General features: G+C 68.7%; 7 protein-coding genes and 1 pseudogene. 3 read left to right on the top strand and 5 right to left on the bottom strand.

What is annotated here, in order from left to right:
- Positions 1–12: 12 nt before the first annotated feature.
- Together mobF and V3N99_21610 are read left to right on the top strand one after the other, a co-directional pair.
- Positions 13–6,369, top strand: a complete 6,357-nt coding sequence (mobF, locus tag V3N99_21615; GenBank protein MEO3939318.1) for a MobF family relaxase — start codon at positions 13–15, stop codon at positions 6,367–6,369.
- A 1,070-nt stretch (positions 6,370–7,439) separates the two neighbouring features.
- Positions 7,440–7,952 carry a heavy metal-binding domain-containing protein gene (locus V3N99_21610; GenBank protein MEO3939317.1) on the top strand — a complete coding sequence of 171 codons (513 nt, stop codon included), beginning with the start codon at positions 7,440–7,442 and terminating at the stop codon, positions 7,950–7,952.
- Positions 7,953–8,227: 275 nt separating this feature from the next.
- On the opposite strand, the gene V3N99_21605 is transcribed toward V3N99_21610, so the two are convergent.
- The 4 genes and pseudogenes from V3N99_21605 to V3N99_21590 form a co-directional block, all read right to left on the bottom strand.
- Positions 8,228–9,130: a hypothetical protein gene (locus V3N99_21605; protein ID MEO3939316.1), complete on the bottom strand. Its 903-nt coding sequence runs from the start codon at positions 9,128–9,130 to the stop codon at positions 8,228–8,230.
- An 80-nt stretch (positions 9,131–9,210) separates the two neighbouring features.
- The gene (locus V3N99_21600) at positions 9,211–10,101 is read right to left on the bottom strand and encodes a hypothetical protein (protein ID MEO3939315.1); all 891 of its coding nucleotides are present in this window, start codon (positions 10,099–10,101) and stop codon (positions 9,211–9,213) included.
- 377 nt (positions 10,102–10,478) lie between these two features.
- The gene (locus tag V3N99_21595) at positions 10,479–11,411 is read right to left on the bottom strand and encodes a transposase (protein MEO3939314.1); all 933 of its coding nucleotides are present in this window, start codon (positions 11,409–11,411) and stop codon (positions 10,479–10,481) included.
- 50 nt (positions 11,412–11,461) lie between these two features.
- Positions 11,462–11,860: pseudogene (locus tag V3N99_21590) on the bottom strand (transposase).
- Positions 11,861–12,155: 295 nt separating this feature from the next.
- Here V3N99_21590 and V3N99_21585 point away from each other — a divergent pair.
- Positions 12,156–13,739 carry an IS1182 family transposase gene (locus V3N99_21585; protein ID MEO3939313.1) on the top strand — a complete coding sequence of 528 codons (1,584 nt, stop codon included), beginning with the start codon at positions 12,156–12,158 and terminating at the stop codon, positions 13,737–13,739.
- A gap of 285 nt (positions 13,740–14,024) precedes the next feature.
- Here V3N99_21585 and V3N99_21580 read toward each other — a convergent pair whose 3' ends face one another.
- The gene (locus tag V3N99_21580; GenBank protein MEO3939312.1) at positions 14,025–14,771 is read right to left on the bottom strand and encodes a uracil-DNA glycosylase; all 747 of its coding nucleotides are present in this window, start codon (positions 14,769–14,771) and stop codon (positions 14,025–14,027) included.
- Positions 14,772–14,846: the final 75 nt, after the last annotated feature.

The following is a 14,846-nucleotide window of genomic DNA, read 5'->3' as shown; positions in this document are numbered from 1 at the left end:
GGGGGTGTGACGATGTCCATGCACAAGCTGACCGCGGGGAGCGGGTACGACTACCTGACCCGGCAGGTCGCGGCCCAGGACGCGACCGACAAGGGCCACACCGGCCTGGCCAGCTACTACACCGCCACGGGCGAGACCCCCGGGCAGTGGGTCGGCTCCGGCATGACCGGCATCGACGGTCTGAGCGCCGGGGACCCGGTCACCGCCGATCAGATGCAGGCCCTATTCGGCTCCGGTCACCACCCCCTCGCGACCCAGCGCCGGGACCTGCTGCAGGGGCCCGACCTGAGCGACCACAACTACCAGGCAGTGACCCGGCTCGGGCTACCGTTCAAGGTCTACTCCCCCGACGTCACCACGTTCCGACTCGAGGTCGCCCAACGCATCGCCACCCTCACCACCCAAGGCGGTGAGGGGAATCCGGTTGACCAGGGGTCGGTTCCGGCCGAGGTCCGGGCCCGGATCCGGACCCAGGTCGCGGTCGAGTTCTTCCGCGCCGAGCACGGCCGCGACCCCGAGGATGCCCGCGAGATCGCCGCGACGATCGCGAAGCACTCCCGTCCGCGGACCACGGCGGTGGCCGGGTACGACCTGACCTTCTCCCCCGTCAAGTCCGTCAGCACCTTGTGGGCGGTCGCGGACCCGGCCACCGCCGCCCGGATCGAACGCGCCCACCAGGCCGCCGTCCGTGACGCGCTGACCTTCCTCGAGCAGCACGCCCTGTTCACCCGGACCGGCACCCACGGGGTGCGGCAGGTGAACGTCCACGGGCTCGTCGCGACCGCGTTCACCCACCGCGACTCCCGCGCCGGCGACCCCGACCTGCACACCCACGTCGCCGTCGCCAACAAGGTCCAAACCCTCGACGGGAAGTGGTTGAGCATCGACGGCCGGGTCCTGTTCAAGGCCAACGTCGCCGCGTCCGAGACCTACAACACCGCCCTCGAACGGCACCTCACCGCCGACCTCGGGCTGCGTTTCGAGGAGCGAGTATCGGGACCGGGATCGGCCCCCGTCACCGCTGGCACAGCCGGTGACTCGTTGACGGGGAAGCGTGCTGTCCGGGAGATCGTCGGGGTTGACCCGCGCCTGAACGAGCGCTGGTCGCAACGCCGGGCGAGTATCGAGACCCGCCGCAGCCAGCTGACCAAGGCGTTCCAGGCGACCCACGGTCGGCCCCCCACACCGGTCGAGTCGATCCAGCTGGCCCAGCAAGCAACCCTCGAGACCCGCGACGCCAAGAAGGCCCCCCGAACCCTGGCCGAGCAACGCCACGCCTGGCGCACCCAAGCCGCCGACGTCCTCGGCGCAGACCACGCCGTCACCGCCATGGTCCGCACCGCCCTCCACACAATGGTCACGAATAGCGCCGCACAGGGGCAAGGCCCTGGGTCACTGGTCACCAGTACGCACGCCACCTGGATGCAGGAGACGGCCGCGACGATCCTGGCCACGCTCGAGGCACGACGCAGCACCTGGCAGGTCTGGCACGTCCGCGCCGAAGCCCTCCGGCAGCTCCGATCACACCCACAGACGCACCTGCCGACCCCGACAGCGGGCGGTCCCGGGGCCCCTGAACACGTCGTCGACCAGCTCGTCGCTGAGGTCCTCGAGCACCGGTCCGTACGGCTGTCTCCGGACGGTGACGGCATCACCGAACCCCCACTGCTGCGCCGCCAGGACGGGTCCAGCGTCTACACCGTCCACGGCGCCGACCTCTACACCTCCGCGCGGGTGCTGGCCGCGGAACAGCGGATCGTCGCCGCCGGTACCCGCCTCGACGGGCACGCCGTCCCGGACGAGGCGGTCGACCTCGCCCTGCTGGAGATGACCGCGAACGGGGTCCCCCTCAACGCCGGACAGGCCGCTCTGGTCCGGTCCATGGCGACCTCCGGACACCGGCTCCAGCTCGCGATCGCGCCCGCCGGAACGGGCAAGACCACCGCCATGCGCGCCCTCGCCTCCGCCTGGGAGAACGGCGGCGGCACCCTCGTCGGCCTCGCCCCCTCGGCCGCCGCCGCAGCCGCCCTCCGCGAGCAAATCCACCCCACCGACCACGACCACGACTACGACTACGACCACAGTCACGACCACCTTGGCTCAGCGGGCTCGGCGGGCTCGTCGCTACGCACGGACACCCTCGCCAAGCTCACGTGGACCATCGAGCACCCCCACCTGGGCGACCTCCCCCCCTGGGCCCACGACATCGGACCCCACACCCTCGTCGTGATCGACGAGGCCGGGATGGCCGACACAATCTCCCTGGACACCGCCATCGAGTTCGCCCTCGCGCGTGGGGCCAGCGTCCGGCTCATCGGTGATGACCAGCAGCTCGCCGCGATCGGCGCCGGCGGGGTCCTGCGCGACCTCGACACCACGTACGGGGCGCTGCGCCTGAGTGAGCTTCTGCGGTTCGCCGACCCCGCCGAAGGCGCCGCGACCCTGGCTCTGCGCGACGGGCTGCCGGAGGCGCTCGGGTTCTACCTCGACCACGGCCGGGTCCACGTCGGCGACCTCGCCACCCTCACCCACGACGTGTTCACCGCCTGGCAGACCGACCGCGACCAGGCCCTCGACGCGATCATGCTGGCCCCCACCCGCGACCTCGTCGCCCAGCTCAACCACCGCGCCCGCACCCACCGCCTACAGACCGAACACCCCCCAGGACCCCAGGAACCCAATCACCAAGAAGCACCAGCACCTTTCGCAGCATGCGGGCGGAGTGTGCTCCTCGCCGACGGGAATCACGCCTCAGCGGGTGACCTGATCATCACCCGCACCAACGACCGACGACTGCGGGTCAGCGGCTCCGACTGGGTCAAGAACGGCGACCGGTGGACCGTCCTCGAGATCCATGAGGGCGCGCAAGACGCCGACCATGACCCCGGACGAGGCGACAGCGACCCAGGCACGGACTCGCATGCCAGAGGGGTCGGCCTATTGGTGCAGCACGCCCGACACGGCCGCATCATCCACCTGCCGGCCGAGTACGTCCTCGCCTTTGTCGAGCTCGGGTACGCGACCACGGTCCATGGCGCGCAGGGGGTCTCGGTCGACACCGTCCACGGCCTCGCGACCGGGACCGAGTCACGCCAGCAGCTGTACACGATGCTCACCCGCGGCCGCTTGACGAATCACGTCTACCTGCAGGTCGTCGGCGACGGCGACCCCCACACGGCGATCCACCCCGACACCCTGTCCCCCGCGACCGCCACCGACCTGCTGCACCGCATCCTCGCCCGCGATGACTCCCCCCAGTCCGCCACCACCACCGCACGGCACCTGGCCGACGCCGCCACCGCGCTCGGGCACGCCACCGCCCGCTACACCGACGCCCTGCATGTCGCCGCCGAACAACTCCTTGGTCCCGCCGCCGACACCCACCTCACCCGCACCGCCGACACCCTGTTGCCCGGGCTGACCGACGAACCCGCCTGGCCCACCCTGCACGCCCACCTCGTCCTGATCGCCGCCCATGGAGCCGACCCCAGCACCGTCCTGGCCACCGCCGTGCACGGGCGCGAGCTCGACACGGCCGAGGACCGCGCAGCTGTCCTCGACTGGCGCCTCGACGACGACGCGATGCGGAACGCCGGGACCGGACCCCTGCCCTGGCTTCCTGCTATCCCCGCAGCCCTGGCCGACCATCCCGTCTGGGGCGACTACCTGCAGGGCAGGCACGCCCGGGTCGCGGACCTGGCCACCCAGGTCCGCTCGGCCGCCACCGAGCAACCACCCTCCACGGGAGGAACAGCGTTGAGTGCGACGTCAGTCGCCCTTCCTGTCTGGGCTCGGCAGGGATCTAGCCGGCCCGCGCCCGCGGTCCTTGGCGATGTCGCTGTCTGGCGGGCCGCGATGCAGGTGGACCCGGAGGACGGGCGACCCACCGGGCCGCCGCAGCTGCAGAAGACTGCCGTCCGGTGGCAGCATCACCTCGACCGGGCCGTCACCGGCGACCGCGCCCCGGCCCTGCAGGAATGGGGTGAGCTCCTTGGCCACGTCCTCGCCCCGACCGCAGCGGCCACCCCCGGTGGGGGTCGGGACCACCACGCCGCGGATGCCTTCGTCCCCCTCCTCGCTGAACGCCTGGCTGCGGTCTCCCGCGCGGGACTGCCCGCCCACCGCCTCCTGACCACCGCCCTCGCCGAGGGTCCCCTCCCGGACGACCACGCCGCCGCCGCCTTGTGGTGGCGCCTCAGCCGCCACCTCACCCCCGCCGTCGCCACCGACGTCCGACACCACCTCACCCACCCCCAGACCCTGCGCCCCGACACCCCCCACGGGGCACAGTGGCTCACTGCCCTGATCGACCGCGTCGGGTCGGAGCGCGCGGACCTCATCCAGGCCAGCAGCTGGTGGCCCGCCCTGATCACCGCGACCGACCACGCCCTCCAACGCGGCTGGACGCTGCCAGAGGTCCTGGCCACAGCCCCCAAGGTAGACGCCGCGCTGGGCGAGGTCGCCGTCCTGGTCGAGGAGGACGTCGACCCGTGCCAAGCCATGGTGTGGCGCCTGTCGACGATGACCACCCCTCCCCCATCTGCCGAGGACCTCGACGAGGAACGACCACCGGATCCGCGCAACGAACCCGGCTCACTGGATTACTCAGGCACTTGGAAATCCACTGCCCCGGTTTCGGCCCAGCGGCGCGGCGCGGGTTCACCAGATGCGGTCCCTCCCACCCCGGACGACCCCGAGCTGCGCCTGCAGCTCGCCGCCCTCACCCGCGCCACGATGGGACCCCTCCAGCCCAGCGACACGCTCATCGAGCGGCAGGTCACCCACGCCGCGGACCTCGACTTCGCCCCCGTGCCCGCGGAACGGATGCTCGAGATCAACCGGCTCACCCACGCCTTCTTCCAGCAGCAATACCCCGGCAGCTGGGCCCAGCGGTACCTCACCGCCCGCCTGGGCCAAGACCCCGCCCAGCACCCCCATCTCCACCACTACCTGCAGCCCGGCTACGCCCCACCCGGTTGGACCACCCTGGTCACCCACCTACGGCGCCTCGGCGTCAGCGACCTCGAGATGACCGAGACCGGCGTCGCCACCCTCGCTCGCACCGGCCGCCTCATCGACCGCTTCCGCGACCGCGTCACCATGCCCATCACCCACCCCCACAACCCCACCCACATCCTCGGCTTCGTCGCCCGACGCCACCCCGACCTCACCGAAGACACCCCCACCACCACCACCAACACCGACAGCACCGGTGACGCCCACAGCCAGCACGCGGGCGGTCACCGGGCCGGACCGAAATACCTCAACACCGCCGACACCGCCCTGTTCCACAAGGGCGCCCAGCTCTTCGGACTCCACCCCGACCTCCTCAACCCGCCCCCTTCGAGTCAGCAGCCGGGACAGCAGGGGCAGCAGGGGCACCCGGGGAACGGCGCTACCCCCGTGCTTGTCGAAGGACCGCTCGACGCCTGGGCCGTCACCCTCGCCAGCACCGGTACCGCCCACCCCTACCTCGGACTCGCCCCCTTGGGCACCGCACTGACCGAAGAACAAGCCCAGCAGCTCGCCCACCTCGGCCACACCCTCGGACGCGCCCCGATCGTGGCCACCGACGCCGACCACGCTGGCCACCTCGCCGCCGAACGCGACTTCTGGCTCCTGACCCCCCACGGCCTCGACCCCCTCACCCCCACCCTCCCCGACGGCACCGACCCAGCCGACCTCCTGGCCCGCCACGGACCCGACGCACTCATCCAGGCCCTGGCCACCGCGCAACCCCTGGGCGAGCGGCTCCTCCAGGAACGACTCGACCACCTCACCGGCCATGACGCCCTCACCCACGCAACACAGGTCGCCGCAGCCAGACCAGCAGCCACCTGGCGCAGCGCAGCGGCCACCATCGCCAGCCGGTACCAGATCCCCCCCGACCAGGCCACCCGGCAGCTCGCGACAGCCGTCGACGCCTGGAACAGCGACCCGCGGTCCGCAGCTAACGCGCAGCTCGCCGCGACGCCACACATCCGCGACCGGATGGCCACCCACACCGCGGCAACCCACCCCAACCCGACCACCCGATGGGCCGGACTCGCCCACCACCTCGACCCCCGGCTGCCATCCCAAAGCGACTGGCCCGCACTGGCCGCCATCATGACCCTCGCCGACCGCGACGGGTACGACGTCACCGTCATCTGCCACCGACTCGTGGCCGCCAGCCCGCTAGGACACCTTCCCGCCCAGGACCTGCGCTACCGCCTGATCGCCGAGCTCCCCCTCGACCTCGGACCACCCACCTCCCCCACAGCTTCCGCTTCCCCTCGACCACGCCCGACATCCAAGAGCTCCGTCGCAGAACGGGAAAGACGAGCTGACCCACGGCTGGCAAACGTCCGCGTCGGACCAGAGCGTTGATCATGTTCCCCACTGCCGTCAGCGCCAGGTGGTCCCTGATACCGCTCTACACGGCGACCGACGCGTCACCCGACCGGCATCCCGCAGGTTTTCAGTTCCGACTGCGAGGGTCCTCAAGGGTTCTGGTGATTGGGGATCTCCTCAACCAGTGGAGCGCCCCTGCGCCGAAGCGCCACCCCTCGCTCTCGTAGAGCACGACGAATGGCGGTCTGGCTGCGATCAGTCTGAGCCGCCAGAAACCGAAGCGACCTACCCTCGAGGTAGCCCCGCTCGACGAACGTCAGCAGCGACTCGCGCTGCTGCCGTGTCTGCTTCACGGTGGCAGTCCCCACGAACTGCGGTAGCGGGTCTGGCACCGGCTGACCGGGGTATGGCACCACTGGATCCTGCCAGACGAACCATCAAGATCGCGAGGGTCCAACTGCTTTGCCCGCTCGAGGGTCCCGGCCCTCCGGGACGCGAGACCTACAGCCGCCCAAGGTGACCGGACAGGCCAGCCCAGTTGCCACGAGATGCTGCACACCGCCCAGATAGACATACCTCCAGAGTGCCGGTCTGTGTCGATCTCCACGAGCCCGACAAGCCTGGATGTACGACACATCCCTGGTCCGTAGTTCTAGCTCTGGTGCCACATGTCGCCGGCAGGTCATTGCCGTTTCAAGACTCCCTGACATGGGCCAGGACCGGGAAGCACGTCTTCGTGTATTACGTGCACTACAACAACATCGAAGTCAGAACCCCGCTATGGTCGCTCGCGTCCAGCTAGCCGAAAATGAGGCCCGAACGAGCCCGCTTAGGCGTACGGGAAAGTGACTTTCGACTTCTAGATGGGTAAGCTGACAGGGATCGCCCTCTGTCTCACCGCGGGGTGGGGTGGTTGATCGGCAACTGCGGCACAGACCCCGAGAAGCTAGAACGAGGTTCAGCCGTGGAGAGCAAGGCCCCTTCTACCTCCCCCTGTTAAGGAGTTTGCCATCAAATCAAAAGATATCGCCAAGAATTACGGCATTGAGAGCTCTGCCTTCGAGAGTTGGCTAAAGCGCTCCGCCTATTCATATAAGTTGAGCCTCATGGGAGGGATGGACGTAGATGATAGCCAAGACATCAATGAGATCGTCAATTCCTTCCAGCGCCACGAAGCGCAGGAGCATGAACGAAAAGCTCACGAGGACGCCGTCCGCAAGTTTGCTGATCAGAACAAACAGAGAGCGTTGGCGGAAATGTTGGTTACTTCCGGCTTTGACTTTCAGGGTTACCTCATTACGCAATACCTGGGATACATCTCTGGTGACGACGCCGTGCAGGTCGATCGGGGAACTTCGGGAATATTTGCGCGCGCAACCGACACAGGAGCCAGCCTCATGTCGTCTCTTGGAGTTATCAGGAAAGGGGCATTGGCCGAGCTGAAAGAAGCTGCTTACGAACTTGGATGTAATGCTGTGATCGGCGTCGACTTTGACTACCTAACCCTTGATCCAATGACCGCTACATCCGGCGGTGGCACCATGTACCTACCTTACGTTTTTGGTGTTACTGCGAACGGAACGGCCGTCATCGTCGAGAAGCGCGACCTCGCAGTTTAGTCATGGCTCTTGAGTCAGCACCCGTGCGACGACATCTAGCGGTTCTAGCTGAGCCCGGTCCAGGACGCAGATTGGCTTCGGCAAAAACGGGGGTCGCCCTTCCCAGTCCCTTTTCCGCGGCACAACAGCGGCGGCTGCCACCCACCTCTGGAGCCGACGACTATCCTGGGACGCGACGCCCCGCGACGCGAGCACCGAACCTATGCATGTCGTCCTCCCTAACGCCGTGTCTTGATGCTCACCGTCGAGCCGACCTCCCGCACGTGCACCGCTGGTCATAAAAGGGGCGCGGTCCCCCAGCGGGCGAGCACGGCTTGGGTTGATGTGAGCGGGATCCGGTGCATTGACGAGCCGTCGGCGTTCATCAGGTAGAGGTCGGCGCAGCACCTGTCTGGGTATCGACGGTCGGAGGAGAACACCAGCTTGGTACTGTCGGGGGCATACGAGGCATGCCAGTCCTCCAGCGGCCAGGGTGGGGAGGTGAGCCGTTGAAGGCCGGTGCCGTCAGGTCGCACGGTGAAGATGGCCCCGTTGGGGCGGTCTTGGTAGGTGTGACTGGAGAAGACGATCTGTCGCCCGTTGGGTGCCCAGTCCGGTGCCCACGCTCCTATCCAGGCGGGAGTAATCGGCCGTTCGAAACCGCCGCCGACAGGCATCACGAATATTCGCATCTTCACGCCAGCGACGTGCCAGCGCATGAAGGCGAGCCGTCGTCCGTCGGGAGACGGCATGGGCCAGTTGTAAGATTCGCCACTGTTTGGAGTTATGGCAGGCAGCTGGGTGCCGTCTGTTCGCACGGCGGAGATGCCGCCGTCACAGCCGTCGCCGAGACAGTCTTGATAAACGATGGTGCGCCCGTCGGGAGTGAACTGTGGGTGGCGCTTGTCGTTCGGGTTGGTGTCCGGGGTGAGCTGGCGTGCGGATGACCCATCGGCGGCGGCGATCCAGATCTGGACGATGCCGCTCCTGTCGCTCGCATAGGTGATGCGGCGCCCGTCGGGCGACCAGTCCGGGGTGGTGTTGAAGCCCACGTGGGTGACCTGGCGAAGTTGCGAACCGTCAGGGTTAACCGTGAAGAGCTGCCCGCTGGCACGGTCCTGAAAGATGATCCGGCCGTTGCGGCCTGGAGTGGTCGCCGCTGCAGTCAAGGGCGCGACGGGGCCGATGGTGGCGGCCACGAGCAGCAGTGTGGTGAGCACGCCAAATGCGGCAAGCCGAAGACGGGACATGCGATACCTCCGGAAGGTCGGTGGGCGGGTCATCGGGCTACGGCCCAGTCGGACCGGGCCACACCGGGCGGGGTCACGATCGTGCTCTGCGCTCGGGCGTCGGCGGTGGCCACGACGAGTGTTGCCGCGCCGGTGCGGAAGCTGATCAGCACCATCCGTCTAAAGTCCGGTGACCAGGTGCCGAAGATAGTTGCCCCGGACGTCAGGGCCCGTTGCCCGGTACCGTCGCGGTGGATCGAGAACAGCTGGCCGTTGACCGGGTCACCGGTGAACGTGATCTGGGTGCTGTCCGGTGACCAAGCCGGCCGGTCGGGGACCAGACGAGCGGGGGCGATCGTGTGCGGGGCATCGCCGTCCGCGCGGGCGACCCACAACCGGGAGTCGAAGCCCCCCTTGTCGCTGGTGTAGGCGAGCCACCGCCCGTCGGGCGACCACACCGGCTGCCCGAAGTTCCAGTTGCCACCGACCAGGACACGCAGGCCGGCACCGTCGCTGCGGACCACGGCGAGGGCGCACGTTCGCAGGAACTGTGAGCAGCGTGAGAACACCAGGCGCTGACCGTCGGGCGACCAGGACGGCGAGAAATGGTCGTACCCCGGGTCTGACACCAGCTGGTGGTTCCCCGTGCCGTCCGCACGCATAACCCATACGGCGGGCCCGCCGGCGATGTCACTGACGTAGGCGACCCAATGACCGTCCGGAGACCAGTGCGGGTCGAAGGCATTGTGGCCGGCCCCGAGGTGCGTCAACTGCCGGAGGTTGGAGCCGTCGGGTTTCACCGTGTAGATCTGGGAGCTACCGCCGTCGATACCCGGCCGGTCTTGGGTGTCGAACACGATCAGGCCGTTGCGACCCGGGAAGGTGGCACTCGCCGGCGGCGCCGACACCATGAGACACCCCAGGGCAACCACGAGGGCCACGAGAGCCAACCTCTGCACGGTCGGAACCAGGTCCCAACCCACCCGCAAGCGTAAAGACCGACGCGAATTCGGACGGCGAGCCTGACCCGAATGGCGTCCTACACGGTGCGTACCCCTGCACCAGCCTAAGACGGCGTTGCTCCTACCCCAGGCCATCACCGCACCGAAAAGCGCATTCATACCGGTTGGTCGTGAGGACATGTCGTGCCGCTCTGTGGAAGGGGTCGCAGACTTTGGTGAGTTGTGGCGGTCCCCCGTCGCACTTCCTCGACCGACGCAAGAGTTCAACGTCCGCCAAGGCGTTCGGGTCTGAGACAGGGCGCCGCTCAAGAAGAACGTCCCCGGACGGTGGGCGAGTCACCTCGCCCGCCGCCCCCTCACACTCTGGTGTACTCCGCGACGGGTAGGTTGTCCAGCCCTTTGTCTGGCCTTGAGCTTTTCCCGAGGTCGGTGCCAGGGAACGCGACCTGGCGGCCGGCGCCCCCTTCGTCGCCAGAGCTGCCGTGTCCTACCGCCGTCCCACACCGGCTCCCTTCTGTTGTCAAGAGGTCGTGGCGAGGGTGCGATGGTGGGGCTGGGGTCGGGCGTAGCGTCGGTGTCGCGGGTCCGGGAAGTGGCTGATCCGAAGTGTCGATGTGCGGGGGTAGGTCGGCCGCGCTGGATTCTTGAGACGCCCCGCAGTGCCCTCCCGGACCCGTGCCCGCCAAGTGCTCGGCGTCGCGTTCGGCGTCGGCGAGGAGCTGGCGATAGATGGCGTCGGAGACCCGGCGCTTGAGGCACCTCAGCGCCTCGAGCGGCTTCTTACCCTCGGCGCGCTTGCGCCGGTAGTAGGCGCGGCCGTCGGTGTCCTGGCACAGTTGGGTGACCGCGGCGATGTGGATCATGTGGTTCATCCGCCGGTTCCCCGCGGGGGAAAGCCGGTGCCGGTTCTGCTCCCCGGACGACGCGTCCAGCGGCGCCGTCCCCGTCCACGACGCGAACCGGTTGCGATCGGCGAACCGGGTCACATCACCGACATCGGCCAGGACCCGCGCAGCGACCACCGGCCCGACGCCATAGATCTCCATCAAGCGGGACCGGCGGGCCACGACGATCGCCTTCAGCTCGGCGGTGGCCTTCTTCATCTTGACCTCGATCGCGACGAGCTCGGCCAGCTCTTCCACAGCGATCCGCCGACGGGTCCGGCCGGCGATGTCGCGGGGGCGCACGCTCGAGAGCATGGCCTTGGCCTGGGCGGTGGAGAGGTCCCGTTTCGAATGTCCGGGAAGGAGTTCAGCCAACAGCGCCTGCAGCCGGTTGACGGTCTCCACCCGGCGCGGGTCAGGGCCTCACGCCGGTCGGCGAGCATCCGCAGCGCCTCGAGCTCCCCGTCGACCTTCAAGACCCGCAGTCCCTCGGTGCGGACGGCGACGACCGCGATCGAGTGCGCGTCGAGGGCGTCGGTCTTGCGGTTGTGGCCGGTGTCGAACAGGCGCACCCGGGCGGCGAGCTTGGCCGGGACGTCGACGACGATCTCCCCGTCCTCGAGCAGCCGCTGAGCCAGCGGGCGACCGGCGCCGTTCGCGCCCTCGACCGCCCACACTCGATGAGGCCACGCCTTGACGTACCTGCGCATGCCGGCGTAGCCCGCCGAGTTGGTCGTGAACCGGCCCGAGCCGAGCAACTGCTCTCGGCCGTCGACAACCTCGATCGTCGCGGACAACTTGTGGGGATCGACCCCAATGATGACGTGCTCGTCGTTGTGCCTGCTGCGCTCCACGTGATGCTCCCGCCTGTTCGTGCCGATGAGGGGACGGCGAGGTGGGCAGTGCTACTACGAGCTACTACGAGCAGGGCAGTCCCTTCTTGAGCCACGCCTCGTCACGGTGACCGACGGGCTGCAGACCGGTAGTGAGCCACACCGATCCTGCTGGTGGGCAGCCGCAAGGAGAGCTGCCCGCCGATCACCTAGACCGAGTCTGGCCAGACGCCGGTCCTGCTGCCAGTGTCTAGGACGCTGCTGAATAAGGCGTGTCGTCCTGGTCGCGCTGGTCGGGGGTTGGGATCATGTGTGGATGCAGGGTCGTCCGCTGGATGCGCGTGAGCTGTTGGATGCTGAGTCGGTCGCGGGGCATCTGATCGACAAGGGCAGTGTGTTCGGGTTGTTGGCGCAGCAGCGGCGGGTGTTGTTCCCGGAGGTGATGTTCGCTGATCTGTTCCCGACCCGGTTGGGTCGCCCGTCGGTGCCGGCGGATGTCGCGGCGTCGGTGATGGTGTTGCAGTCGTTGCATGGGCTCTCGGACCGGGAGGCGATGGCGGCGTTGCGTACGGATCTGCGGTGGAAGGTCGCGTGTGGCCTGCCGGTCGGGCATGGCGGGTTCGACCCGTCGACGTTGACGTACTGGCGGAAGCGGTTGGCGGGGAGCGCGGCGCCGCATCGGATCTTCGACGCGGTCAAGGTGGTGGTCGCCGAGACGGGGGTGTTGACGGGGAAGAACCGGCGGGCCCTGGACTCGACCGCGTTGGATGATGCGGTCGCGACGCAGGACACCGTGACGCAGCTGGTCGCGGTGATCCGTAAGGTCGTCCGGCAGGTCCCCGGCGCGGGCGAGGTCGTCGCGACGGTGTGCTGCGCGCATGACTACGACGACCCGGGTAAGCCCCAGATCGCCTGGGACGACCGCGAGGCGCGGGCGGTGCTGGTCGACGCGTTGGTGCGTGACGCCCTCGCGCTGCTGGAGGTCGTGTCCGGGTGGGACCTCGACGAGGTCGGCGCGGAGGCGGTCGCGTTGCTGGCGTTGATCGCGGGGCAGGACGTCGAACCTGCGCCCGGGTCGGACGGGACCGACGGCCGGTGGCGGATCGCGCGGAAGGTCGCCCCCGATCGGGTCATCAGCATCGTCGACCCCGAGGCCCGGCACATCCACAAGACGGTGCACCGGCGTCAGGACGGCTTCAAGGCGCACATCGCGGTCGAGCCCGAGACCGGGATCACGACCGCGTGCGAGCTGACCAAGGGCGCGGGCCCGCTCGCGCCGGACGGGGCGACCGGGATGCGGCTGATGGACGCGGACGACACCCTGCCCGCGGCGGCCGATCTCCCCGACGGGCAGGTCGTCGACGTCCTGGGGGACAGCGCCTACGCCACCGGTGACGCGCTGGAGAAGATCACCGCGGCGCGGCGGCGTCCGCTGGTCAAACCCGGCCCCCTCAAGCCCGCCGTCGAAGGCGGGTTCACCCAGGACGACTTCACCGTCGACGAGCAGGCCGGCACCGCGACCTGCCCCAACGGCCTGACCCGCCCCATCAGCAAGAGCCGGACCGTCACCTTCGGAATCGGGTGCGTCGGCTGTCCGCTGCGGGCCCGGTGCACCACCGCGAAGCGGGGCCGGATCCTGCAGCTGCACCGGCATCACACGCTGCTGCGCGAGCATCGTCAGCGCGCGAAGGACCCGGCCTGGCAAGCGGACTACCGCCAGCACCGACCGATGGTGGAACGCTCGATCTCGTGGCTCGTGGCCGGGAGGAACCGCCGGGTCCGCTACCGCGGCGTGCGGAAGAACAACGCCTGGCTCCATACCCGCAGCGCCGCCCTGAACCTACGCCGGCTGCTCAACCTCGGCCTGACCCGCACCGACGGAGCCTGGGTCCTGGCCTGAGCCCACGAACGAGGCAGAACCCCCCGTCCACCACCCCTGCAGGCCCCACACAGGCCCCGCACTCCCTCACACCAACCGGAACATCATTCTGGTCTCGCGAGGAACAAGCCCTCCGGGGTGCCCTGAGCGCCCCAGTCGGCACCCTGCCGTCCCCTGAATGACGACCGCGACCCACGAACGAGCCTTGTTCAGCAGGGTCCTAGTAGCCGCGAGTGCAGCCCCCCGGTCTGCTTCCGAGCGGTTCGCTCAGCCGCGTGAACGCGGGTAGCCGTTGGCCCAGGGTTGCTATGTGCCGGCGCCCTCCGGTCCGGCGAGGGCCCAGTCCACCTCTGGGGCACCGCCTTGAACGAACCACTTGTTCACGTCGGCACAGGGGCGGGCGTCGCGGAACGGTCCCTCTGCCCCAGCTCTGCGATTGACTGATTGCGGCGAGGGGTGGCTCGCAGCGAAGACCTTGACGCTGGGCTCGAGGTAGTGGCGCATGCGGTGTGCTGCTGCCCCCCACAGCAACGCGGCTACCGGGCGCTCTGCTGCCTCCACGGCGATGGCCTTCATCGTGGGGATGATCACCGGCGCCCACCAGCGCAGATGCCGACGTGGTCGAGCCGTTACGTTGAGCGGCACAGTGAGCGCGCGGTTTAACAACATCACGCCCTGCTCGGTCCAGGCAGAGAGGTCTCCGTCGGCGGGAGGTGGGTAGCCGCACTGCTCAAGGTTGCGGTAGATGTTGTGAAGCGATGCTGGGATCGGGCCTTGAGGACCGGTGGAGAAGCTCAGTCCGACAGCGTGTTGCGGATTGGGGTAAGGATCTTGGCCGAGGATCAGTACGCGAACGTCCTTGAGTGGCACCTCGAATGCCCGCCAGAGGTTCGCTCTCGCCGGCAGGTAGGGTCCTGCCGTGGCGAGCCGGGTGAGGCAGGCGTCGATCCTGCGATCGATCTCGGGGTCGACGCTTCGCAGGGCCTCTGCCCAGCCGGCGGCGATCACGTGATTTTCGGTCAGTTGGTCCAAGATCGCCGCTCGGTCACTCATGGAACGGAGACTAGCCCTCGACGACGGACGTCGAACGGCTTCTCAGCGGACGCGTTTGCGGCCGTCCCCTTCGGC

The sequence above is a fragment of the Dermatophilaceae bacterium Soc4.6 genome (assembly GCA_039889245.1).
Lineage (GTDB): Bacteria > Actinomycetota > Actinomycetes > Actinomycetales > Dermatophilaceae > Lapillicoccus.
This window is presented reverse-complemented; position numbering and strand designations above follow the sequence as displayed.

Coding starts and splice junctions, on each gene's coding strand:
- mobF (MEO3939318.1), top strand. CDS start 13: ATGTCCATGCACAAGCTGACCGCGGGGAGCGGGTACGACTACCTGACC.
- V3N99_21610 (MEO3939317.1), top strand. CDS start 7,440: ATGGGAGGGATGGACGTAGATGATAGCCAAGACATCAATGAGATCGTC.
- V3N99_21585 (MEO3939313.1), top strand. CDS start 12,156: ATGCAGGGTCGTCCGCTGGATGCGCGTGAGCTGTTGGATGCTGAGTCG.
- V3N99_21580 (MEO3939312.1), bottom strand. CDS start 14,771: ATGAGTGACCGAGCGGCGATCTTGGACCAACTGACCGAAAATCACGTG.